This window comes from Nocardioides sp. (assembly GCA_037045645.1).
GTDB lineage: Bacteria > Actinomycetota > Actinomycetes > Propionibacteriales > Nocardioidaceae > Nocardioides.
Window position 1 is genome coordinate 574,631 of record JBAOIH010000001.1, and the last position, 23,664, is coordinate 598,294.

The following is a 23,664-nucleotide window of genomic DNA, read 5'->3' on the forward strand; positions in this document are numbered from 1 at the left end:
GACCGACCTGGGAGGCTGGTCGGATGCAGCGCATCGTGGTGATCGGGGCCGACGCGACCGGAATGAGCGCAGCGCACCAGGCGTTGCGGCGGGCGAAGTCGCGTGGTCAGGACGTCGACATCGTCGTGCTGGAGCAGACGCAGCACACCTCCTACTCCGCCTGCGGGATCCCGTACTGGATCGCCGGCGACGTCGACTCCGGAGCCGACCTGGTCGCCCGGACGGCGCAGGAGCATCGCGACGCCGGACTGGACCTGCGACTGGGCGCGAAGGTGACCGCGGTCGACCTGGCCGCCCGCACCGTCACCGTAGGCGGTGAGCGGCTGTCGTACGACGACCTCGTCTTCACCACGGGTGCGCACCCGATCGTGCCCGACTGGGCTCGAGTGGATCAGGTCGAGGGGGTCGCACCGGTCAAGACGCTCGACGACGGCGCGGCCTGGCTCGATCGGCTGTCCGGAATGGGCCGGCGGGTGGTGATCGCGGGGGGCGGCTATATCGGCGTCGAGATGGCGGAGACGGCGCTGCGGCGCGGTCACGTGGTCAGCCTGATCACGCGCTCGCGGGTGATGAGCGCGCTCGATCCCGACATGGGCGAGTTGGTGGCGCAGCGACTGCGCGACGCCGGCGTGGAGGTCCTGGAGAACGCGGAGGTCAGAGGGCTGGTCGATGTCGACGGCCGCGTGAGCACCGTGGACACCACCCGAGGCAGCCACGACGCCGACCTGGTGGTTCTCGCCATGGGGGTGCGCCCCAACACCGAGTTGCTTGCCGGGCAGGTGGACCTGGCCGACTCCGGTGCGCTGCGCCCCGACGGACACGGGCGCGTCACCGAGCACCTGTGGGCCGCCGGCGACAACAGCGAGGTGCGCCACCGGGTCACCGGCGAATGGGCCTATCTCCCGTTAGGTACGCATGCCAACAAGCACGGCCGGGCGCTGGGGGACAGCGTCGCCGGGGGTGACCTGACGTTCGACGGGGCGCTGGGGACCGCGATCACCCGGTTCGCGTACGAGGGCGCGTACGCCGAGATCTCGTGCACCGGCCTGAGCGAAGCCCAGTCGGCCGACCTCGACACCGTCGCGGTCGTCACCGAGGGCACGACCGCGAGCGGCTATCTGCCCGACGCCGAACCGATCACGATCAAGATGCGCGCCGAACGCGGCTCGCGGCGACTGCTTGGCGTGCAGATCGTCGGGGGCCACGGCGCTGGCAAACGCATCGACACCGCCGCGGCCGTGCTCTGGCACCGTGAGACGGTCGACGACCTGGCGTGGATGGACCTGTCGTACGCCCCACCGTTCGCCACGGCCTGGGAGATCCTCCAGATCGCCGCGCGCCGGGTCGCCGAGCGTCTCTGAGGGGTAGTCCAGTGCGAAATGGTGGTGAATTCACCCCGCAACACGACCATTTCGCACTGGACTACGTCAGTTGGGGTCAGGCCGTCCGGCGGATCCGCCCCTCGTACTTGGCCTCCAACGCCTGGTTGTGCTCGTCGCCCTCGGGCACGTTGGCCGAGAGGTAGACCGGCGGGCGCGTGCCCGCGTCGGCAATCCGGCGTACGACCTCGGCCGTCACCATCTGAGCCAGCAGCGCGGCGGTGATCGACGAGACCGCGCAGGCCGAACCGCCCTGGGGCATCTCCAAGACGGCGTCCCCGTAGGGCGCGCCGTTGTCGAGCACCACGTCGGCATAGTCGATCAACTTCTTGCCGTCGGGGTGACGCGACTCCACGCCGCTCGTGTGTTGCATCGAGGTGATCGCGATCAGCGGGTGGCCGTGCTCCTTGACGATCCTGGACATCTCCACGATCGATCCGTTGACACCGGAGTTCGAGGCGATCACGAAGACGTCGCTGGGACGCGGTGCTGCGAGGTCATAGAGCCTCTGGGCGATATCCGGGTCGCGTTCCAAGATGCCACGCCCGAGCACCTCGGGGGATTCCCCGCCGTGCACCACCACGTCGCGCAACGAGATCCGATTGCTGGGCACCAGCCCACCGGCACGGCCCGCGAGCTCCATCGCCAGGCCCTCGGAGTGCCCGGAGCCGAAGGTCTGCAGTACGCCGTCGGCCAGCACGCTGCGCGCGATCAGGTCGGCGGCCTCCTGGACCGGACCGTCAGCCTGCTGGGCGACCTGGGCCATGATCGGGGTCAAGACGTCCAGGTAGCCCTGGGCGCTGAGTGTGGTCATGTTCGACACCTTCCTTGTGGAGTTGCTAGGAGTTGCGGATGGAATCTTGCGAAGAGCCCGACGCGCTGGTGCTGGGCGGTGACATCGGAGGAACGTCGACTCGCATTGCCGTCGCCGACCTCGATGGTCGCATCCTCGGTCGAGCCGAGGGCGTCGGCGGCAACCCGGTCGCGCACCCGGAGGCAGCGCTTCGCGTGTTCACCACCACGTTGCGCTCGGCGCTGCAGGGGCTCGATCCGGTACGTGTCCGGGTCGGCGTGATCGGCATGGCCGGGGGCGGGGCGCTCGCGGATCCTCAGGTGCGCGCGCCGTACGACGCTGCCTGGCGCGAGGCGGGTCTCAGCGGCGTGCCCGAGGTCCGCGGTGACGTGGAAGTGGCCTTCGCGGCCGGCACCGAGCACCCCCACGGCGGGGTGCTGGTCGGGGGCACCGGCTCGGTCGCCGGCAGGGTCGTCGCGCACCGGCTCGTCGCTACGGTGGGGGGCCACGGTTGGCTGCTCGGCGATGACGGCTCCGGTTTCTGGCTGGGGCGAGAGGCCGTACGCCTGGCGCTGCGCCACCTCGACGGGCTCGCCGTGCGCGGCCCGCTGGTCGACCAGGTCATGGCGTCGTTGGACGCCACCGAACGCCACTCGATCATCAACCGAGCCCACGCGCGCAGTCCCGTCGCGTTGGCCGGTCTCGCGCGGCTGGTGACCCAGGCCCACGAGGCGGGCGACCGGGACGCCACCGCCATCCTCGACGGCGCGATCGCTCACCTGGAGGGTTTGGCCACCGATCTGCTTGCCGGAGGTGAACTGCGCGGCCCGCTCGTGTTGGCGGGCGCCCTCGCGGGCGGGCAGTCGTACGTCGGCATCGGCTTGACGCGGCGCCTTCAGGCGCGGGGGCTGACGACCGGGATCGCGGCAGATCCGGTGCTCGGTGCGGTGCGGCTCGCGCAAATTCGGGCCAGCCGCGACCGAATTTGATCGATTTAGGGGTTGCTCGCTCATACTCGAACATCTTAGGCTGTGGAAAGGTCGTCAAACCAGCGGCTTCATCAGGGAAGGACCCCACCACATCATGGCCAACATTCACCCGTCCCGCCGATCACTGCTCCAAGGTGCCGGACTCGCCGCGCTCGCCGTGGCAGGGCTCTCTGCCTGTGCCTCCTCGGGCAGCGAGAACGAAGAGACGAACACGGCGGAGAAGACCGACGACAACCCGTTCGGTGTCGACAAGGCAGCCGCGCTTTCCGTTGTGATCTTCAACGGTGGGTACGGCGACGACTACGCGAAGTTCCACGAGAAGCTCTACAACAAGGTCTTCCCCGACGCCAAGATCACCCACAAGGCGATCACCGACGTCAAGCAGCAGATGCAGCCGCTGTTCAACGCCGGCAACCCGCCCGACGTCCTCGACAACGCCGGTGCCGAGGCGATGCCGATCTCGACGCTGGCCGACACGGGCCAGCTCTCGGACCTGTCCGACCTTTTCGCGGCTCCGGCGATCGGCTTCGACGACATGACGGTCGAGGACACCCTCAACGCCGTGGCGATCGAGTCGGGTCAGTACGACGGCAAGCCGCTGGTGCTCAACTACGCCCTGCAGGTCTACGGCCTGTGGTACGACAAGGCTCTGTTCGACGAGAAGGGCTGGACCCCCGCGGAGACGTGGGAGGACTTCATGGCCCTGTGTGAGGAGATCAAGGGCGCTGGCATGGCGCCGGTCGCCTACCAGGGCAAGTACCCCTACTACATCGAGCAGGTCCTGTGGGACATGGCCGTCAAGCACGGCGGCCCCGAGGTCGCGTACGCCATCGACTCCCTGGAGCCCGGTGCTTGGGAGAACGAGTCCGTGAAGGCCGCGGCCGGCGCGATCGCGGAGATGGTCGAGAAGGGCTACTTCCTCGACGGCACCGAGGGCCTGGACCACATCCAGTCCCAGACCGCGTGGAACGAGCACAAGGCCGCCTTCATCCCCTGTGGCTCCTGGTTGGAGAACGAGCAGAAGGAGGTCGCGCCTGAGGGCTTCGAGACCACGCTGGCTCCGACTCCGCTCCTCGACGGCGCCAAGCTGCCGTTCGAGACCGGTCGCGTGGAGGCCGCCGAGGCGTTCATCGTGCCGGCAAAGGCTGCCAACGTGCCCGGCGGACTGGAGTTCATGCGCCAGATGCTGTCGAAGGAGGGCGCGGCCGAGTTCACCAAGCTCACCGCTGCTCCGACCGTGGTCAACGGCGCCACCGAGGGCGTGGACCTGACGCCGGGCGCCACGTCGGCCATCGCACTGATCGACGCGGGCGGCGACCAGAACTGGAACTACTACTACAACAAGTGGTACTCCCCGATGGAGCCCAAGATCGGTTCGGCCGTCGCCGAACTCGCCGCGGGTCGCATCGACGCCGACGAGTTCTGCAAGCGGGCCCAGAAGGCCGCGGACGAGACGGCCAGCGACCCGGCCACGGTCAAGCGCACCCGCTCGGCCTGATCGAACGTACGAAGAGAGGACGGGCGCGTGAAGCATGGGCGGATCCCCTTCATCGTGGGCTTCCTGGCTCCGGGGCTCCTGCTCTATGCCGTGTTCGTCCTCTCTCCGTTCGTCCAGGCATTTCATTACTCCCTGACCAACTGGACCGGCATCACGCCGGAGTTCGAGTACGTCGGTTTCCAGAACTTCCGCCGCCTGGCCCACAACTCGGTGTTCTTGGCGGCCTTGAAGAACAACGCGCTGTTGCTGCTCGTCGTCCCGGCCCTCACGGTGTTTCTCGCGTTGGTGTACGCCTTCCTGCTCAACGTCGGGGGCTCGGCCAGTGCCGGGATCCGGGGCATCAAGGGCAGCGGCTTCTACAAACTGATCTTCTTCATGCCCCAGGTGCTGTCGATCCCGGTCATCGCGGTGATCTGGTCGGTGATCCTCGAGCCCACCAAGACCGGTCTGGCCAACTCGGCGCTGGGCTTCCTCGGGCTCGATACCAAGAGGTTCCTGGCCGACCCCGATCTGGCGCTGTGGTCGGTGATCTGGGTGGTCGTGTGGGGCAGCGTCGGCTTCTATCTCGTGCTCTTCAACGCGGCGATCAGTTCGGTGCCGCGTGAACTCTTCGAGTCCGCCGCCATCGACGGTGCGGGCAGGTTCCAGAGCTTCGCGCGCGTGACACTCCCGCTGCTGTGGGACACGGTCCAGACCTCATGGGTGTACCTGGCGATCCTGGCGCTCGACCTCTATGCCCTGGTGGCCGTGATGACGGTCGGCCCCGGCGGTCCTGACAACGCCACCCAGGTGATGTCGCTGCAGATCGCCCAGAACGGCTTCCAGTTCGGGCGCGCCGGCTACGCCTCGGCGATGGGCGTCGTGCTCTTCTTCATCACCCTCGTGATCGCCGCGATCATGCTGCGCATCACCCGACGCGATCGCGTGGAGTTCTGATGAGTGACGTACGCCAGTCCGAGCGCGGCGACCGGATGGCGGTCGCGACCAGCCATGCCGTGCTGATGTTGTGGTCGCTGCTGGTGATGGTGCCCTTCTTCTGGGCGCTCCTCGGCTCGGTCAAGACCTCGCGGGAGATCTTCGGTCACCCGTGGTCGCTGCCCGAGCAGTGGAAGTGGTCCAACTTCGCCGAGGCCTGGGGCCGCGGCCGGGTCGGCGAATATCTGCTCAACAGCGTCGTCGTCGTTACCGGCGGCGTGCTGCTCACGATGCTGCTCGGCTCGATGGTGGCCTATGTCCTGGCGCGCTATGAGTTCCGCGGCAACCGCATCATCTACTACCTCTTCGCCGCTGGGATGATGTTCCCGGTCTTCTTGGCGATCGTCCCGCTCTTCTTCGTCGTGCAGGGCTTCGGGTTGCTGTCGACCTACACCGGCCTGATCCTGGTCTACGTCGCGTACTCCCTGCCGTTCACCGTCTTCTTCATGTACGCGTTCTTCCGCACGTTGCCGACCAGCATCGCGGAGGCGGCGATCCTCGACGGCTGCTCGCACAGCCAGGCCTTCTTCAAGGTGATGCTGCCGATGGCCAAGCCCGGCCTGCTCAGCATCGGCATCTTCAACGTGCTCGGCCAGTGGAACCAGTTCATCCTGCCGGCGTTCCTCTCGCCGGAGAAGCCGGTGCTCGCCCAGGGCATCGCGACCTTGCTGGCTCAACAACGCTATGAAGGCAACTGGGGTGTGATGTTCGCAGCCCTGGCGATCGCGATGGTGCCGGTCGTGATCGTCTATGTGATCTTCTATCGCCAGATCCAGGGCGGATTGACCAGCGGCAGCCTGAAGTAGGTCAACCCCGCAACAACACCAGCAATCGGGTCACCTCGGCGGCGACGGCGTCGCGTCCTGGGCCCAGATACTTGCGGGGGTCCACCAACTGCTCGTTCGCAGCGAGCGCCGTGCGTACGGCCGAGGTCATCTCCTTGTTGAGATGGGTGGCGATGTTCACCTTGCGCATCCCCGCGCCGACGGCGCTGGCCAGTCCGGCGTCGGGGACGCCGGAGGAGCCGTGCAGCACGAGCGGTACGGGCACGACGGCCGCCAGTGCGGCGATCAGTGCGTCGTCGAGCACCGCGTCGCGCGTGAGCATCGCGTGACTCGAACCGACGGCGACGGCGAGAGCATCCACACCGGTTGCCGCGACGTACGCAGCAGCCTCGTCGGGATCCGTACGCACACCCGGCGCATGCACGCCGTCCTTGCCGCCGACCTCGCCGAGCTCGGATTCGACCCAGACGCCGGTCTCGTGCGCCGACGCGACAACGGCCGCGGTCTGCTCCAGGTTGGTGGCGTGATCCAGGTGCGAGGCGTCGAACATCACCGACCCGATCCCGAGGTCGATCGCCTCGGCGATCAGGTCGGTCCGGGTCGCGTGGTCGAGGTGCACCACGACCGGGACGGCAGCGGCTTCGGCCAGTGCGAGGCTGGCGCGCGCGATCGGAGCGAGCGAGCCGTGATAGGCCACGGTGTTCTCCGAGATCTGCACGATCACCGGCAGCCCGGCGGCCTCGGCCCCGGCGACGATGGCCTCGGCGTGTTCGAGTTGGATCACGTTGAACGCACCGACGGCGCCCACGTGGGCGGTCATCACGTCGGCCATGCGGGCCAGGGTCATCGGGTTCCTTCCAGATGGGTCACCAGGATGCGGGGTTTGAGGCAGTCGTACGTCGCGCGGTCGAAGTCGCCGGCCACCGGTGCCGCGACCGCCGCTGCCGAGAGCGCCACGGCGTCGGCGACAACCTCGGCGGGAGGACGGCCGGCGGCGAGTCCGCGCGCGATCGCCGCCGCGGCGGCGTCACCGGCGCCGGTCGCGTTCCCGGTGACGGTCTCGGGGGAGCGGGCGTGCCACTGCCCGTCGGTCGAGGTCAGCACCATGCCGTCCGCACCGAGGGTGGCGATGACCGTACCCACGCCCTCGGCCACCAGACGGCGGCTGTGCGAGGCGACATCGTCCAGGCTTTCGACGGGACCGACAAGTTCGCGCAACTCCTCGGAGTTGGGCATCAAGACGACGCCCGGCACCTGCGCGGCTGCCATGAGCGCTGCCCCGGAGGTGTCGGTGATGACGGGCTTGCCGGCGGCCAGCGCGCCGCGGGCCAACCGCGCGACCAGATCGTCGGACGCCCCGGGCGGAAGGCTCCCGGAGACGACCAGGCAGTTGATTTCGGGCAGCAGATCGTGGACGCGTACGACCAGATCGTCCAGAGCGGTCGCAGGGACCGCCGCACCGGCCTCCCAGAAGCCGGTCGTGTCCCCTTGGGCCACCACCGCGATCGTGCGCCGGACCGACGGGAGGGACGTCACGAAGTCGGAGGTGATGCCCCGCGCGGCCACCGCTGCCGCGAAATCCTCGGCCGCCAGACCCGTGGCACACGCCGGCTCGTGCAGGGCGTGCAGCACCGCCGCGACGTTTATGCCTTTGCCCCCGGGACGGATCACGACGTCGGTGACCCGATGGGCCTGGCCGACGTGCAACGCGGGCAGCGTGTAGGTCACGTCCCAGGCCGGGTTCGCCGTCACGGTCAGGATCATCGGATCTGTTCCCCCGCACGCCAGACCTCGACCACGTGCCACTGGTCGTCGAAGACGGCCAGGTCGGCGCGCAGACCCGTCGCCAGGCGACCTCGGTCGGTCAGGCCGAGCGAGGCGGCCGGGTTCGTCGTGGCGGCGCGCAGCACCGCGACCGGGTCGAGTCCGGCCGAGACGATGCACCGGCGTACGACATCGCTCAAGTGCGCGGTCGAGCCGGCGATCGAGGGCTTGTCGCCGCGGGTCCAGGCCACGGCATCGCGCACGTCCACCCGAAGCGGGCCGAGGTCGTACTCTCCGTCGGGCATGCCCGCAGCCGCCATCGCGTCGCTGATCAGCAGCACCCCGTCGTCCGGTGCCAGAGCGAACACCAGCGCCACCGTCTCGTCGGCAAGGTGGGTGCCGTCGGCGATGAGTTCCACGCGTGCGGTCCCAGCAGACACCGCCGCCAGGCCCGCGGCGACCGGTCCGGGCTCGCGGTGGTGCATCGGCGCCATCCCGTTGAAGAGATGGGTAACCGTGTCGGCCGGTCCGGCCAGAGCGGCGGCGAATGCTGCTGCGGACGCGTCGGTGTGCCCTACGGCCGCGATCGCCCCCTGCGAGACGAGCAGGTCCATCACCGCCTGCGCTCCGGGGAGTTCGGGTGCCAGTGTCATCATTCGCAGGGTGCCGTCGCCCGTACGCAGCCAGCGGCCGGTCAGCTCGGGATCGGGATCGAGCAGCACGGCCGGGTCGTGCGCCCCACAGTGTCCGACTCCGAGGAACGGCCCCTCCAGATGGCTGCCGACGATCGGCCCGTCTTCGCGCGCCACGTCACGGATCGCGGCGACCGCGGCATCAATGGTGTCCGGGTCGGCGCTGACCAGCGACGCCAGCATGGTGGTGGTGCCATGGGCCAGGTGATGCATCGCGACCGCGCGTACGTCTTCGAGCAGGCCGGTCGTCACACTGTGCCCGCCGCCGCCGTGGCAATGGCTGTCCAGGAGTCCGGGGGAGATGAGTGGGACCCGACGCGGGGCGGCGCCGGTCCACGAGCCGGCGGGACCGACATAGGAGAGCGTGTCATCGTCGAAGGCGACGACGCCGTCTTCGACGATCTCGTCGGGAAGGACGACCCGGCCTCGCAGGGCGGTCGCCTGCCCCGTGCTCGTGGCTGTCATGTCGGCCATCCTCCTCGCGCCAGCAGGCCCGCGCCGACCACGCCCGCTCTGGCACCGAACGACGCGGTGATCAATTGCTGGCACCGGGTGGATCCGTGCCCGCGACTCCAACGCGTCAGCCAGCGGGGCGACCAGGACCGCCCCGGCCTGCGCGAGGCCGCCGCCGAGCACGACCACGGACGGCGCCAGCAGCAGCGACACGATGCCGATCGCCTCGGCAAGCGCCGTCACAGCGCTGTCCCAGACATCGGCTGCGTCTGGATCGGTGGCGACCAACCGCGCGACCTCGTCGGCCCCGACCCCGGCACGACCCGAGACCTCGGCATAACGCTTCGCGATCGCTGCCGCCGAGCCGACCGGTTCCAGGCACGAGCGACCACCGCACGGGCAGGGCGCTCCGCCGGGGATGTCGATGTGACCCAACTCGGCGATCTGGCCGCCAGCACCGGTGAGGATCCGGCCACCCGACACGGCCACCGCCGCGACACCCGTACCCAAGATCACGAAGAGTGCCTCCGCGTGGCCGCGACCGGCGCCGAGGCTGATCTCGGCGACCGCCCCCGACATCACGTCATGGCCCAGCCGCACGTCGAGGCCCCACTCGTGGGACAGGGGGTCGGTCAGGGCCAGGTCGCGCCAACCGATATTGGCGCTGTAGCGGGCGACGCCCGCGACCGGATCCACCAGGCCGGGGACGACGATCCCCGCCGCGCTCACGCCAGGAACAACCGGGAGCAACTCTCGCCCCAGGCCTGCCACGGCTGGCACCACCGCGGCGCCGCGTGGTGTCGGTGCCGTGGAGCGTGCCAGCACCGCGCCGTCAGCCGCCTGGATCTCGGCCTTCATCGTCGTACCGCCGACATCGACGGCCAGCACGGGGCCGAGGGCCGAGGCCGGGTCGGACTCCTCAGCTGGCCGCTGGGTCATGAGGACAAGATGATCGAGCGCGTCAGGTTGCGCGGTTGGCCGGGGTCGAGGCCCTTGTCGCCCGCGCGCAAGACGCACAGGCGGTGCACCAGCACGAGTTCGGCGAGCGGGTCGCGGTCATGGGCCAGCAGAGCAGCACCCGTACGCTCGACATCCGCGGCGAAGTCGGGGATCAAGGAATCCAACGCCCACACGGCTCGCCCCGGTGCGGAGTTGGCGATCGGGCCATGGCGGAACTCGGTCTGGTGATAGGACTCCGTCCAGGACTGGGTCGCCTCCTTGAGCTTCAAGGAGGCCTCCTCGGCCAGTCCGAAAGCCCAGCCCATCCCGACGAAGGCGATCTGCTCGGCGGAGCGGACCGGCGCGAGAACCTCGGCGATCTCGTCGTCCGACAGCGCGAGGACGGCCTCGGCCTGGTCGGCGGCGACGCTGACGTCATCACCCAGGTGCCAACGGAACATCGCGATCGCGGTGGTGGCCGTACGCGTCTGCACCACGGCCTCCTCGTCGTAGTCGGCCAGTGAGATCACCTCACCCAGGTCGGCGATGGGGGTGCTGAGGTCCGCTGTGATCACGGTGACAGGGACCCGGTCGCGCAGTCCCTCGAGAGCCTGGAGCACCTCGGTCGTCGTGCCGGAGCGACTGATCGCGATTACCCGGTCGTACGGTCGATCCAGCACCGGATCACCGGCCGGCCACGCGTCGGTCTCACCCTGGCCCCGGCTCTCGCGCATCGCCGCGACGGTGCGCGCGACATAGAGCGACGTGCCGCAGCCGAGGATCGCGACCCGCTCGCCCGGCGCGGGCAGCAGGTCCGCGTACTTCTTGGCCAGCCCCTGGGCATCGCGCCAGTTCTGCGGCTGAGTCGACATCTCGGTCACCATCGCGCTCTGATTCACCCTTCTATCCTTGGGAGGATGATTGGTATTGTCAATCCTCCTTGACAGACGAGCAGAAACAATCACGATGCCTGACTCCACAAAAGTACGCGTGACCACCCTGCGGATCCCCGCCGCCGAACTCGGCGCGCCCGACCGGCTGGCCCACCTCCAGCCCATCCGCGCGCTGGCCGCACCAGGCACCGAATTGCCGTACGCGCGCTTCAGTGACTACGGCCGCGACCTGACCGAGCGCGAGATTCCGGCCCTCGAACTCACCAACGGCCAGGTGACCGCGCTGGTGCTGCCCACGCTCGGCGGCCGGGTCTGGTCACTTTTCGACCACACGCTCGGGCGAGAGTTGCTGCACCGCAACTCGGTGCTGCGATTCGCCAACTTCGGCCTGAGCGACGCGTGGTTCGCCGGCGGCATCGAGTGGAACCTCGGCTCCACGGGTCACTCGCCGTTGTCCACGCGACCTCTCCACGCAGCTGTCCTCGAACTCGAGGGCGGCGACGTGCTGCGCCTGTGGGAGTGGGAGCGCGGCCACGACCTCGTCCTGCAGATCGACCTGACCCTTGACGGACGTCGCCTGCTCGCCTCGACTCGCATCCTCAACCCCGATCAGGAGGAGAAGCCGCTCTATTACTGGACCAACATCGCGGCTCCCGAGACGTCGCTGAGTCGCGTGGTCGCGCCCGCACGGTCGGCCTGGATGTCGGCGTACGACGGGGGGCTCGCCAAGGTCGACCTCGACGAGGACACGACGCGGCCCGCGCAGTCGGACCACTCGGCGGACTACTTCTTCGACCCGGCCGAGTTGGAGCCCGACGGAGTACGTTTCGTCGCCGCGCTGGAGCCGGACGGTTCCGGCTTCGCGCAACGCTCCACGTCCGGACTCGTCGGCCGCAAGCTCTTCTGTTGGGGCCGCGGCGCCGGCGGCGAGCGGTGGCAGGAATGGCTCAGCGGCCCGGGGGAGCGCTATCTGGAGATCCAGGCGGGAGCCTGCCCCACCCAACTCGACTACGGCGTCATCCCGGCTGGAGGTCAGCGTTCCTGGACCGAGTCCTTCGGCGCGGTCGAGGTGAGCAGCCAGGGGCCGTACGACGACGTGGTCGCCGCCGTGAGTGCCTGCCTGGCCGAGCAGGAGTCGGTGGCCGACCTCGAAGCCCGCCACACGGCCTGGCTGCGTGCCGTCGCCGACCGCGCTCCCGATGCGCGCGTCTGGGGTGGCAGCGGCTGGGGACACGTCGAGTCGACCCTGCGCGAACAACCGCCCAACCCGGCCCTGCCCTTCGACGTGGTCGCCGACGACAGCGCGGTGGCGCTGGCCGCCCTCCACGGCACCGATCCCGAAGGCGCCGAGCCGCTGCCGCCGGTCTCCGATCTCTGGTGGCAGCGACTGGAGGGCGCGACGGGTTGGTGGCCACTGGCCGCGCTCGGCTTCAACCTCCAGTGCCGCGATGAAGTAGCCGCGGCCAAAGATGCGTACGAGCGCTCGCGCGCGATCCGGCCCAACCTCACCGCCGAGCGCGGTCTGGCTCAACTCTCGCAGGATCCCGACCAGGCCCTGATCCACTATCGCCGCGCGCTCGACCTCGCACCGGACTGCCGCTCGCTGGCCACGGAGGCGCTCGATCTGCTCGTGCATCAGGCCCGGGCCGATGACGTGCTCGACTGGGCCGAGGCGCTGCCCGAGGGCATCCGTCGACACGGCAGCACTCGGCTCCGATGCGCACAGGCCCACGCGATGCGTGGCGACTCGGCATCGGCACGCGCGATGTTGGATGATCTGATCGTGCCTGACCTCCCGGAAGGCTCTCGGGAGTTGGACCGGCTCTGGGCTCAGGTCTGTCCCGGTGAGCCGTTGCCTGCGCACCTGGACTTCCGGATGGTGACCGAGGAGACCGACCCGTGAGTACGCAACCCGATCAGGCGGCCAGGTGGCACCTGCTGCTCGACGCGCTGGCCGAACGCTCGGCGCTGTCGGTAGCCGAGGCGGCCGATCTGCTCGGGGTCAGTGCAGCGACCGTACGCCGCGACTTCGGCGAGCTGGCGCGCCGACAGTTGGCCTCGCGTACGCATGGCGGCATCGTGGCCACCTCGGTGGCCTACAACCTGCCGGCGAAGTACCGCACGTCCACCGACGATCCTCGCGAACGCATCGCCATCGCGGCCTCCGCGCGGATCGCGCCGGGATCGATCGTCGCCTTCAACGGTGGCACCACGACCACGGCGATCGCACGTCGCTTCGCCGCCCGTACGGATCTGGCCGAGGCCAGCGAGTTCACCACCGTCGTCACCAACGCCCTCAACATCGCCAGCGACCTGGTGCTCCGACCGAGTGTGCGCACGGTCGTGATCGGCGGCGTCGCGCGCCCACAGTCGTACGAGTTGCACGGTCCGTTCGCCAGCCGCGTCCTCAAGGACCTGCTCGTCGAGGACCTCTTCCTCGGCGTCGACGCGTTGGGTCCCGACGGGGCGAGCTGTCGACACCTCGGTGAGGCCGGGATCAATTCGGAGATGACCGAGCACGCTCAACGCGTCACGGTCGTGGCGACCGCCGAGAAGATCGGCCGAGTGTCGCTCGCGCGCATCTGCGGCCTCGACCGTGTCGACGCGTTGATCACCGACACGACCGCCCCGACCGACCTGGTCGAGGGCTTGCGCGAAGCCGGTGTCGACGTCACGACTGTCTGAGCCCTGAGCTATCCGCCGGTGATCAGTTTGCGTAGTTCGTTGACCGCGAGCGTGATGAAGGCGATCGCACAGATCCCCATCAGCACGTTCGACACCCACTTGTTGCGCCACTCGCGAGGCACCCGATCGCTGTTGAGCAGCCACAGCAAGGTGATGGCCAGGAACGGCATGAAGAACGAGCCGAGCACGCCGTACGCCAAGATCAGCCATACCGGCCTGCCCAGGAACATCATGATCATCGGCGGGAAGGTCAGCCACAGGATGTAGGCGCGATACCACTTGCCCCCGGCCCGGGAGTCTTCGTGGTCACTGGACTTCCCGGTGATGTTGCCCATGAAGTCGGCGAACATCATGCTCACGCCGTTCCAGACCCCGACCAGCGACGACATGGCGGCTGCCCAGAAGCCGATCAGGAACACCTTGCCGGCCCAACGGCCATAGCGATCGGCGAGCACTTCGGACAGGTCGAGCAGGCCCTTGTCCTTGGTGTCGATCGCGATGCCCGTCGAATAGAGCAGTTCGGCCCCGACGATCAGCGTGGCGAGCACGAAGATCCCCGTCACGACGTAGGCGACCGTGTTGTCGATGCGCATGACCTTCATGAAGGCCGGCGTTGACCAACCCTTCTCGCGCAGCCAATAGCCGTACGCCGCCAACGTGATGGTGCCGCCCACGCCGCCGGCCAGTGCCAGCACGTTGATCAGCCCGCCGTCGGGGATGCGGGGGACCAGGCCGTTGAGCAGTTGCGGCAGGTTCGGCAGCGTGATCAGCGCGGCGCCCACCATGGTCACGAACATCAATCCGATCAGTGCCCCGAGGAACTTCTCGAACAGCGCATACTTGCCGCCCCAGACCAGGGCGAGTCCGATCAGCCCGGAGAGGATGCCCCACCAGGTGACGGACAGCCCGCCGAGCAACGAATACAGCGGCAGCCCGGTGCCGGCCATCGCGGCCGCTCCGTAGACGAAGCCCCAGATCACGATGTACGGCGCGAAGTACCACGTCGTCCACGCGCCCAACGAGCGCCAGCCTTCGAAGATGGTCTGGCCGGTCGCGAGGCTGAAGCGGCCTGCACCCTCGACCAGGATGATCTTCATCAGGCAGCCGACGACGACGCACCAGAGCAGCAAGTATTCGAACTTCTGGCCCGCGATCAACGTGGCGACCAGGTCGATCGCTCCCACGCCGGTGGCCGCCACCACCAGGCCCGGTCCGATCAACTTCCAACGTGCGGCAGGCACCTGCCCGGCTTCCGAGTCAGCAGACATCTTCCGACCCAATCACAAACCGAGGTGCGACCGCACGACCCGATGCCGGACAATCGTCCCTCGTGGGTCACGTGGAGGTCTCTGCTGTCAGGTTCGATCTGCCCGACGGGCGGGTGCTTCTCGACGACGTCAGTTTTCGCGTGGGCGACGGCGCGAAGGTGGCGCTCGTGGGGGCCAACGGGGCCGGCAAGACCACGCTGCTGCGGATCATCACCGGTGATCTGACACCGAGCGCAGGAGCAGTCGTACGCTCCGGGGGCCTGGGCGTGATGCGTCAGTTCGTCGGTCACGGCGGCGCGGACGAGACGGTCGCGGACCTGTTGCTGAGCGTCGCGTCGGCACGCATCCGGCAGGCGGCCGCCGAGGTGGACCGGCTCGAACTGCGGTTGATGGAGGTCGAGGACGAGAAGACCCAGATGGCGTACGCCACGGCGCTCGCGGAGTACGCCGAGGCTGGTGGCTACGACCTCGAGGTCACCTGGGACGTGGTCACGACCGCGGCGATGGGGTTGTCGTACGACCGGGCCAAGCACCGCTCGCTGGCCACGCTCAGCGGTGGTGAGCAGAAGCGACTGGTGCTGGAGTACCTGCTCGCCGGCCCCGAGGAGGTGCTGCTGCTCGACGAGCCGGACAACTATCTCGACGTGCCGGGCAAGATCTGGCTCGAAGACAAGATCAACGCCTCGCCGAAGACGATCCTGTTCATCAGCCATGACCGCGAGTTGCTCAACAACACCGCGACCCGGGTCGTCACGGTCGAGTTGGGCCACGCAGGCCCTTCGAGAAGGTCGCCTGGCGGCGCCCCCCTGGGGACAGGCAACCTGGTCTGGACGCACCCCGGCGGGTTCGCGAGTTATCACGAGGCCCGCACGGATCGCTTCGCGCGCTTCGAGGAGTTGCGCCGTCGCTGGGACGAGGAGCACGCCAAGATCAAGGCGCTGGTGCTGCGGCTGAAGATCAAATCCGAATACAACGACGGCATGTCGTCGCAATATCGCGCCGCCCAGACTCGTTTGAAGAAGTTCGAGGAGGCGGGACCGCCGATCGAGCAACCCCGCGAGCAGCAGGTCAAGATGCGCCTCAAGGGCGGCCGTACGGGCAAACGCGCGGTGGTCTGCGAGGACCTCGAACTCACCGGTCTGATGAAGCCGTTCGATCTGGAGGTCTGGTACGGCGAACGGGTCGCGGTGCTCGGCTCCAACGGCTCGGGCAAGAGCCACTTCCTGCGCCTGCTCGCCGCGGGTGGCTCGGACCCTGACAAGGAACACCTGCCGGTCGGTGCCGAGACCATCAAGCCGGTCGATCACACGGGCAAGGCGCGCCTGGGCGCGCGCGTACGCCCCGGTTGGTTCGTCCAGACCCACGACCACCCAGAACTCGTCGGTCGCACCCTGCTCGACATCCTGCATCGAGGCGACGAGCATCGAGCCGGACTGATCCGCGAGCAGGCAGCCCGGGTCCTGGATCGCTATGAACTAGCCCATGCGGGGGAGCAGCGTTTCGAGTCGCTCTCCGGCGGCCAGCAGGCGCGCTTCCAGATCCTGCTGCTCGAACTCTCCGGCGCGACCTTGCTGTTGCTCGACGAACCGACCGACAACCTCGATGTGCAGAGCGCCGAAGCCCTGGAGGCCGGACTCGAATCGTTCGAGGGCACGGTGCTCGCGGTGACCCACAACCGCTGGTTCGCTCGCGGCTTCGACCGCTTCCTGGTCTACGGCGCCGACGGCGCGGTGTACGAATCCGACGGCCCGGTGTGGGACGAGGGCCGCGTGACAAGGGCACGCTGACGCACGGGTTTCCCTACCCCGCTGCCAGGGCAGAAGGCTCGCCGACAGATCCGCTATCCGGGAGTGGGGCACGTGGGCGAGACGATCACCTTCGAGTGGGAGAACCTGCCGATGTTCTTCGAGGACGTCGAAGAGGTCGGTGTGCAGGTGACCGAGTTGGAGACCTACTTCAACGACCAGGTCTGCAACAAGAGCGGATTCGCGTACGACACCTGTGCTCTGAAGCCACTCGCCGACATGATGGACACGATGGTCGGGCACTTCTCGACAGTGGTGACCACGTTTGAACAGCGGTACGTCGACTTCGCTCAAGCGGTCGCGGTGAGCGCCAAGAGGTTCGACCTGATGGATGGCGCCGCGCAGTACAACTTCCAGAAGATGATCAAGGACAACGACCTCACGGTCGACGGCATCGGCGAAGCCGTCGACTGGGGCCAGAAGGGCCCGGGGTTGAACGTCCGCGGCATCTCGGTCAAAGACGTCGCCGCCCACCTGGACGAACCCGAGGGGATGAAGAAGCAGTTCCCCAAGGAACACAACAAGAAGTTCCAGGATGTGTCAGCGGGCTGGGACGCGTTGCGCGACGACATCAACGTGTGCATCGACTGGTGCCGCGACAAGGGGATCGACTTTGTCGAGCGCCTCCCGAACACCAGCCTGGAGGAGTACATCGTCTTCCCCCTGTCCGGCAACTACTACCGGATCCAGGCCAATGGCATCGCCGCCCAGAAGCTTCTCCAAGGCGTTGGAGACCTGGGCCGGCAACTTCGCGCTGCTGGCAGCCAAGGGCACCGCGGTGATGCGGGGCGCGGCCGGCACCGCGCTGTATCAGCACACGATGCTCTACAGCTCGGTAACACTGCTGATCTCCGGCGTGATGAAGGGCCTGGCCAAGGTCTTCGCCTCGATCGCCAAGTTGTCGGAAAAGCTCGCCATCCGGGTGGAGAAGATGATCCGGGTGCTGGGCGAGAAGTTGCTGAAACTCTCGAAGTTCATCCTCAAGCGGATCAACGCCGCCGTGCTGATCTTCACCACGCTCAAGGACCTGGCCGAAAAGGGCACCGACTTCTTCAAAGAAGTGATCGACGATGTCAAGACGACCGTCAAGATCATCGCATTGGCCTTCGATCTGGCCGACGATGTCAAGACATGGGCGCAGACTGAGGCTGACCGGCTGGCCACGATCAGCCAGATCTCCGACATGATCAAGCAGTTGCCTCAGGCGCGCGGTTCGGTGAGTTTCGACAAGTTGATGCAGACCGACACCGCTGACATCAAGAAGCAACTGAACTCGCTGAAGGAGGACTTCGGTGATCCCGACGGCGAGGCCTGGAACGACTTGGAGAAGAAGTTGGACTCCGCGGTCGAGGAGTCCGGAGCCAATGACAAGAACTTCTGGGAACACGTCATGGACCACTTCCATGCTGACGTGAACCAGGCGATGCAGGATGCGGCCTTGGCCAACGGCACGCCAGCCAACGCCAATATCGCGGGGCCGAAGCTGCCCAAGAGGCACGACCGCGAGAGTGGAGCACAGTGATGGAGATCTTCGATGCCTCAACCCCGCCTGCGGACGACAAATCGACCGCGGAGGTCCTCGACGAACTGGAGTCCCACGACAGCACGACCCGGTTGCTGAACCGCCTGGACGAGATCGACGAACTTGTGGAGCGGATCCTCGAAGAGGACGCCGGGCAACCACTGGATCCCGACATCGTTGCGGCGCTTGAACAGGTCACCGGTGCACCGGATGCACCTGCCGTGTTCCGGCGATTGTTCGATCGCGTCCGAGACGGCAAGACGACCTGGGAGCAGTTCTGGGCCGATCCAGGTCCAGAACCTGGCGGAATGTCGATCCTGCAAGCAGCCATCCAGCAGAGCTCGCGCGACATCGGCAAGCGGATGGCCGAGTTGGCCGATTGGGGCACCAAGAAGTGATGAGTCTGCGTACGACCGTGGCATCGCTCGCTGCCACTGCGCTGATGCTGAGCGCCTGCGGCGGGGAATCCTCCGACCCCGACAAGTCGCCGAGCTCGGCATCGAGCGCGCTCTCGACCGAAACTGCGGCTGGTGCCGCCGAATGCGCGTCGGCAGATCTGACCAGGACCGCAAGCGAACTCGGTGTCGACAAGTTGGAGCCTGACATTGTCGGAGAAGCGGGCGCGGACGAGTCCTGCACCTTCATGTCGCCCGGTGTCGAGGTTGTCATCTCGGCCGACTATCTGAGCGCCGAGACCGATGTGGCCCACGAGGTCGACAACGAGATCGGCGGTCGCGAGGTGTCGTCGAGCGAGCCGGAGTTCGGTGGTCAGCCGGGTCACCTGATCGTCAACGCGGACGAGCAGGCCCAGATGTTGCTCGTGACGACCTTCGTCGAACTCGCCGATGGGCGAGTGCTGCGCGTACGCGGTCAGAACTCAGCAGGACCCGCTGGTGACGCGACCGCCAAGCTCGAAGCCGCGATCACGAACCTCACCGCCGACCTGGCGGGAGCCGGCTAGTCGGCGTCGGACTCCAGCGTCACGGAGACGTCACCGGCCTTGCCGCCACGGGTGTACGCGATCTGTACCTCATCGCCCGGACGATGTGCTCGAATGGTGGCGACCAGCGAGTCGGCGCCGGTGATCTGGGTGTCGTCGATGCTCGTGATCACGTCGCCCGCACGCAGACCCGCGTCCTGGGCTGCGCCGCCGGGCGAGACCGAGCGGAGCACCGCGCCGGACACTCCGGCATCTGAGGCAGCATCGCCGACCGTGATGCCGAGTCGTGCGTGGGTCGGCGTCTCGCCGGCCTGCATCTGCTCGACGATCGGCAGCACCTCGCCGATCGGGATGGCGAAGCCGAGGCCGATGGAACCCGCCTGACCGCCCGACATGGAACTGGCCGTACGGATCGAGGAGTTGATCCCGACCACGTCGCCGTTCATGTCCACGAGCGGGCCACCGCTGTTGCCGGGATTGATCGCGGCGTCGGTCTGGATCGCGGGGTAAGTCGTGGCGTTCCCGGCCTCGTCGGTGCTCACGTTGACCGGGCGGTCGAGGGCGCTGACGATGCCGCTGGTCACGGTGGCGTCCAGGCCGAAGGGGGAGCCGACCGCGACGACCGGCTGCCCGACGAGCAGGGCGTCGGACGAACCGATCTGTGCAGGAGTCAGGCCACTGACGCCGTCGGCCTTGATGACGGCCGTGTCGGTAAGCGGGTCGGTGCCGACGACGGTGGCGCTGGCGGTCGTACCGTCGTTGAACGACACCGTGAGTCGACCGCCCTGGTCCGCACCTTCGACGACGTGGTGGTTGGTCAGGATCTGTCCGTCCTGGGTCAAGATGATGCCGGAGCCGGAGCCCGCACCCTGGGACGTGACCAACTTGATCTGCACCACCGAGGGCAGCACCTTCGCGGCGACCTCCTCGATGGAACCGGTCTGCACCTTGGCCGGAGCCGCGGGTGACACCTCGTTGGCCGCCCGCTGGCTGGTGGTCGCGGCGTCGTCGTGGGTGGCATCCCACAGCGCCGCGCCGCCGACCCCTGCGCTGCCGCCCACGAGCAGCGACGCGGTGATCACGCCTGCCGCGAAGGCCGTACGCCTCGGCCGACGTGCAGGCGCGGGCTGCTGGGGGAACGGGGGATAGAAGGCTTGGGTGTCGTTCATACCTACGAACATCTCGCGACGTCCTGTGAGTCGGCTGAGACTGCGCTGCGGATTCGTCAAGAGAGCAAGCGCGCACGTGTGACGTACGCCCATGGACGAAGATCTTGCAACAGTCTGTTACGCCAACCTAGTGTTCGCTCATGCTGCGCAGACTCGCGACCGTTGTTGGTGTTGCCCTCCTCGCGACGGTGTTGACCGCGCCCGCCAATGCGGTGGTCGAGCCGCCGCGACCAACCTTCTATGAGGCGCCGTCCGTGCTGCCCAGCACCAACGGTGCCGTCATCCGTTCCGAGCAGATGACCTACAAACTCGACCCGTTGAAGGCCAACACGGTCGCGATGAACTCGTGGCGCATCCTGTATCGCAGCACCAACCGTGTCGGAAAGCCGATCGCGGTCTCCGGCACGGTGTTGGTACCCAAGGCTGCCTGGTTCGGCTTCGGCCGGCGCCCGGTCATCGGGTATGCCGCGGGCACCCAGGGGATGGCCGACAAGTGCGCCCCCTCGCGGCAGTTCAGCGAGGGTCTGGAGTACGAAGGGGCGTTCATCTCGGGGCTGCTGGCTCGTGGCTACGCCGTGGTGATGACCGACTACGAGGGCCTGGGCACTGCCGGGGTACACACCTACATGGATCGGGTCTCCCAGGGCCGCGCTGTGCTCGACTCCGTACGCGCTGCGCAGCGGCTCTCCGGCACCGGCTTGAGCAGCCTCAACCCGGTCGGTCTTCAGGGCTATTCGCAAGGTGGTGGCGCCGCGGCGTCGGCCGCGGAACTCGCTGCGTCGTACGCCCCCGAACTCTCGATCAAGGGAGCCTCGGTCGGCGCCGTCCCCGCCGACCTCAAGAAGGTGGCGCAGAAGATCGACGGCACCATGTGGGCGGAGTTCCTCCTCTACGCAGCCCGCGGCCTCTCGCAGTCGTACGGCATCGACCCCCACTCGGTCACCAACGACCTGGGTGACAAGAAGATGGACGAGATCGAGGGGCACTGCGTCTTCGACCTGTTCAGCAACTCCTTCGTGAAGTCGTCGACCCTGACCGACTCCGGCCAGTCGCTGGTGCAGATCATGGACTCCGAGCCGTGGCGCACCATGGTGGAGCAGCAGCGGATCGGCACCCTCAAGCCGGCCTTCCCGGTCTTGGTGACCCACTCGGCGCTCGACGACACGATCCCCTACGACCAGGGCAAGGCGATGGCCAAGTCGTGGTGTGCCAAGGGTGCGAACGTGCGCTTCTCCACCAACCTCAACCCTGGTCACCTGGGCGGGATGCTGGCCACCTCGACCGAGATGTACGGCTTCTTCGAGGCGCGCTTCGCCGGCCTGCCGCAGTGGAGCAACTGCTGGATCCTGTGAGGGGCTAGCCGAGCAGCCGCTCGCCCAACCAGCCGCCGCGCTCGAATCCGGGCAGGATGGCGAACTCGGCACTGCCGATCGCGGTCGTCCACTCGTTGAGCGCGTCACCCTCGTCCAGGCGTTGCTGCAAGGGCACGAACTGGGTGGCGATGTCGGCCTGGAAACTGCAGAAGATCAGCCCGGCGTGACTGCGCCCGGACGCGGCGTCGAACTCCGTGTAGTTGAGACCTCGGCGCAGGATCCTCGCGCCGCCGTTCTGGCTCGGGTGTGACCGGCGTACGTGCGAGTCGGCAGGCACGATGAGACGGCCACCGCTGTCGCGTGCGGAGAGGTCCGGCTGGTCGCGCTCCGACCCGCCGGTCAGCGGCGCCCCGGTATCAAGGTCGCGCCCGACGGAGCGCTCCATCTCGTCTCGGGTGAGCGACTCCCACACGTCGAGGTCCATCTCGATGCGGCGTACGACCAGCGTGGTGCCCCCGGCGAACCAGTCGGGTGTCTTGGCCCACACGGTGGAGTCGAAGAGCGGGTCCTCGGGCCGCAGATTCCCGGTGCCGTCGACCTGTCCGAAAAGGTTGCGCCCGGTCGTCGGGGCCTGGTCGGCGTCCAGGCCCCGCCACGATCCCACCTGCTCCCAGCGGGGTCGGGCGAACGGCTCGGCATCAAGCATCAGCCGGCGTACGAGATGCACCACGCTGGTGTCGTCGGCCGCGCCCACCATCACCAGCAGGTCGCCACCGTTCCAGCGTTCCAGGAGCTTGTCGTGGCGGAAGGCCGGCACGGGGGAGAGACCGCCAGGAGCAGCCAGACCGAGACGACGAAAGAGTCGCGGTCCCCAGCCCACCACCACGGACAGGTCGACGTTGTCTTGGGCGAGGTCGCGGATCGTGTCGCCAGGCGGCGCATGCCCCTGGGTGGCCGCTTCGATCGTCCCGGTCCACTGCCGCATCAGCCGGCCCAACGCTTCGGCGTCGACATCTCGCCTGAGGTCCAAGGCGAGCAGTCGGTTGGCACGCGGGGTGCGCGACGTGACGCCCGGCTGGTGCAGGCCGTACGGGCTGATCCGACCGGGCACGGTGGGGGAGACGGTGGCGACTGCCTCGTCTTGGCCGGAGAGCGCCAGTGCACCTCCCACGCCGGCGAGCAGGCCCGCTCCGCCCGCTCCGGCGTAGCCGAGCAGACCGCGACGAGACGGACGAGACGAGGTCACCGCGAACGCCTCAACTCGAGTGCGAGGGTGACGGTGAATGGGTGTGATAGTGGCCGTCCTCCTCGGTGAACTCCTTCACCGGGAGGGTCACGTCCAACTTGTCGCCGTTGCCGAACTCCAAGGTGAGGTCCACCTCGTCACCGGGTTTGAGCTCCTGGTTCAGATCCATCAACATCACGTGCCAGCCGCCCGGCTTGAGTTCGTCCAGGTGGCCCGCCGCGATGGTCAGTCCCGTCTCGGACTTCTGCATCACCATGGCGCCGTCCTCGCCCATCACCATCTCGTGGATCTCGGCCATGCCGGCGACGGGAGAGGAGGCTCCCACCAGCGTGACGTCCTCGTCGGTCTGGTTGTCGATGACCATGAAAGCCGCTGACATCGACGGGTCTTGAGTGCCGGTCGTCGCTCGGACCCAGCCATAACTGGTTTCGACCTTTCCCGCCGAGTTGTCCTTGCCGGTCGGCGTCTCTGCCGAGCCGCAGGCGGCCAAGGCTGAGATCAACATGACGAAAAGGACGCTGATCCCGATTCTGTTCCGCATGCCCTCACCGTAGCC

Annotated in this window: 21 protein-coding genes; 12 read left to right on the forward strand and 9 right to left on the reverse strand. The window is 67.8% G+C overall.

From position 1 onward, the window contains the following. Positions 1-23 precede the first annotated feature (23 nt). Positions 24-1,361, forward strand: a complete 1,338-nt coding sequence (locus V9G04_02780) for an FAD-dependent oxidoreductase (protein ID MEI2712229.1) — start codon at positions 24-26, stop codon at positions 1,359-1,361. 76 nt (positions 1,362-1,437) lie between these two features. Here V9G04_02780 and V9G04_02785 read toward each other — a convergent pair whose 3' ends face one another. Continuing rightward, on the reverse strand, positions 1,438-2,193 hold the full coding sequence (locus V9G04_02785) for an SIS domain-containing protein (GenBank protein ID MEI2712230.1): 756 nt from the start codon (positions 2,191-2,193) through the stop codon (positions 1,438-1,440). 38 nt (positions 2,194-2,231) lie between these two features. Between V9G04_02785 and V9G04_02790 the strand changes: the two genes are divergently transcribed. The 4 genes from V9G04_02790 (at position 2,232) to V9G04_02805 (ending at position 6,440) form a co-directional block, all read left to right on the forward strand. Beyond that, complete coding sequence (locus V9G04_02790; GenBank protein MEI2712231.1) at positions 2,232-3,161, forward strand: BadF/BadG/BcrA/BcrD ATPase family protein; 930 nt, start codon at positions 2,232-2,234, stop codon at positions 3,159-3,161. A 94-nt stretch (positions 3,162-3,255) separates the two neighbouring features. Beyond that, positions 3,256-4,659: an N-acetylglucosamine/diacetylchitobiose ABC transporter substrate-binding protein gene (gene ngcE, locus V9G04_02795; GenBank protein ID MEI2712232.1), complete on the forward strand. Its 1,404-nt coding sequence runs from the start codon at positions 3,256-3,258 to the stop codon at positions 4,657-4,659. A gap of 27 nt (positions 4,660-4,686) precedes the next feature. After that, the gene (locus V9G04_02800) at positions 4,687-5,595 is read left to right on the forward strand and encodes a sugar ABC transporter permease (GenBank protein MEI2712233.1); all 909 of its coding nucleotides are present in this window, start codon (positions 4,687-4,689) and stop codon (positions 5,593-5,595) included. Beyond that, positions 5,595-6,440 carry a carbohydrate ABC transporter permease gene (locus V9G04_02805; protein ID MEI2712234.1) on the forward strand — a complete coding sequence of 282 codons (846 nt, stop codon included), beginning with the start codon at positions 5,595-5,597 and terminating at the stop codon, positions 6,438-6,440. The genes V9G04_02800 and V9G04_02805 overlap by 1 nt, the downstream gene beginning before the upstream one ends. A gap of 1 nt (position 6,441) precedes the next feature. Here the strand turns inward: V9G04_02805 and V9G04_02810 are convergent, their stop codons facing one another. The 4 genes from V9G04_02810 to V9G04_02825 are packed head-to-tail and all read right to left on the reverse strand — an operon-like array spanning position 6,442 to position 11,166. After that, a complete protein-coding gene (locus tag V9G04_02810; protein MEI2712235.1) occupies positions 6,442-7,266 on the reverse strand; it encodes a class II fructose-bisphosphate aldolase in 825 nt (274 codons plus the stop codon). Then, positions 7,263-8,171 carry a hexose kinase gene (locus V9G04_02815; protein MEI2712236.1) on the reverse strand — a complete coding sequence of 303 codons (909 nt, stop codon included), beginning with the start codon at positions 8,169-8,171 and terminating at the stop codon, positions 7,263-7,265. Before V9G04_02815 ends, V9G04_02810 begins: the two co-directional genes overlap by 4 nt. A gap of 8 nt (positions 8,172-8,179) precedes the next feature. After that, complete coding sequence (locus V9G04_02820) at positions 8,180-10,267, reverse strand: ROK family protein (protein ID MEI2712237.1); 2,088 nt, start codon at positions 10,265-10,267, stop codon at positions 8,180-8,182. After that, positions 10,264-11,166 (reverse strand): sugar isomerase, encoded by a 903-nt coding sequence (locus V9G04_02825; protein ID MEI2712238.1) that lies wholly within the window; start codon positions 11,164-11,166, stop codon positions 10,264-10,266. Before V9G04_02825 ends, V9G04_02820 begins: the two co-directional genes overlap by 4 nt. A gap of 67 nt (positions 11,167-11,233) precedes the next feature. Here V9G04_02825 and V9G04_02830 point away from each other — a divergent pair, with 67 nt between their 5' ends. Continuing rightward, a complete protein-coding gene (locus tag V9G04_02830; GenBank protein MEI2712239.1) occupies positions 11,234-13,063 on the forward strand; it encodes a DUF5107 domain-containing protein in 1,830 nt (609 codons plus the stop codon). After that, entirely contained in the window at positions 13,060-13,845 is a 786-nt protein-coding gene (locus V9G04_02835; GenBank protein MEI2712240.1) for a DeoR/GlpR family DNA-binding transcription regulator, read from the forward strand. The genes V9G04_02830 and V9G04_02835 overlap by 4 nt, the downstream gene beginning before the upstream one ends. Before the next feature lie 8 nt (positions 13,846-13,853). On the opposite strand, the gene V9G04_02840 is transcribed toward V9G04_02835, so the two are convergent. Next, positions 13,854-15,113 carry an Nramp family divalent metal transporter gene (locus V9G04_02840; protein MEI2712241.1) on the reverse strand — a complete coding sequence of 420 codons (1,260 nt, stop codon included), beginning with the start codon at positions 15,111-15,113 and terminating at the stop codon, positions 13,854-13,856. Positions 15,114-15,175: 62 nt separating this feature from the next. Here V9G04_02840 and V9G04_02845 point away from each other — a divergent pair, with 62 nt between their 5' ends. The 4 genes from V9G04_02845 to V9G04_02860 all read left to right on the forward strand — a co-directional run bounded on the left by V9G04_02845 (position 15,176) and on the right by V9G04_02860 (position 19,401). Then, positions 15,176-16,900 carry an ATP-binding cassette domain-containing protein gene (locus tag V9G04_02845; protein MEI2712242.1) on the forward strand — a complete coding sequence of 575 codons (1,725 nt, stop codon included), beginning with the start codon at positions 15,176-15,178 and terminating at the stop codon, positions 16,898-16,900. Between the two features lie 712 nt (positions 16,901-17,612). After that, positions 17,613-18,440 carry a hypothetical protein gene (locus V9G04_02850; GenBank protein MEI2712243.1) on the forward strand — a complete coding sequence of 276 codons (828 nt, stop codon included), beginning with the start codon at positions 17,613-17,615 and terminating at the stop codon, positions 18,438-18,440. Then, positions 18,440-18,838, forward strand: a complete 399-nt coding sequence (locus V9G04_02855; GenBank protein MEI2712244.1) for a hypothetical protein — start codon at positions 18,440-18,442, stop codon at positions 18,836-18,838. Before V9G04_02850 ends, V9G04_02855 begins: the two co-directional genes overlap by 1 nt. Further along, positions 18,838-19,401, forward strand: coding sequence for a hypothetical protein (locus V9G04_02860; GenBank protein MEI2712245.1), 564 nt, complete (start codon positions 18,838-18,840; stop codon positions 19,399-19,401). The genes V9G04_02855 and V9G04_02860 overlap by 1 nt, the downstream gene beginning before the upstream one ends. Here V9G04_02860 and V9G04_02865 read toward each other — a convergent pair. Then, positions 19,398-20,549, reverse strand: a complete 1,152-nt coding sequence (locus V9G04_02865) for a trypsin-like peptidase domain-containing protein (GenBank protein MEI2712246.1) — start codon at positions 20,547-20,549, stop codon at positions 19,398-19,400. The genes V9G04_02860 and V9G04_02865 overlap by 4 nt on opposite strands. Positions 20,550-20,689: 140 nt before the next feature. Here V9G04_02865 and V9G04_02870 point away from each other — a divergent pair, with 140 nt between their 5' ends. Further along, a complete protein-coding gene (locus V9G04_02870) occupies positions 20,690-21,901 on the forward strand; it encodes a lipase family protein (GenBank protein MEI2712247.1) in 1,212 nt (403 codons plus the stop codon). 4 nt (positions 21,902-21,905) lie between these two features. On the opposite strand, the gene V9G04_02875 is transcribed toward V9G04_02870, so the two are convergent. Both V9G04_02875 and V9G04_02880 read right to left on the reverse strand, forming a co-directional pair. Further along, positions 21,906-23,108, reverse strand: a complete 1,203-nt coding sequence (locus V9G04_02875; GenBank protein MEI2712248.1) for a Dyp-type peroxidase — start codon at positions 23,106-23,108, stop codon at positions 21,906-21,908. A gap of 10 nt (positions 23,109-23,118) precedes the next feature. Then, positions 23,119-23,649 carry a copper chaperone PCu(A)C gene (locus tag V9G04_02880; protein ID MEI2712249.1) on the reverse strand — a complete coding sequence of 177 codons (531 nt, stop codon included), beginning with the start codon at positions 23,647-23,649 and terminating at the stop codon, positions 23,119-23,121. Positions 23,650-23,664: the final 15 nt, after the last annotated feature.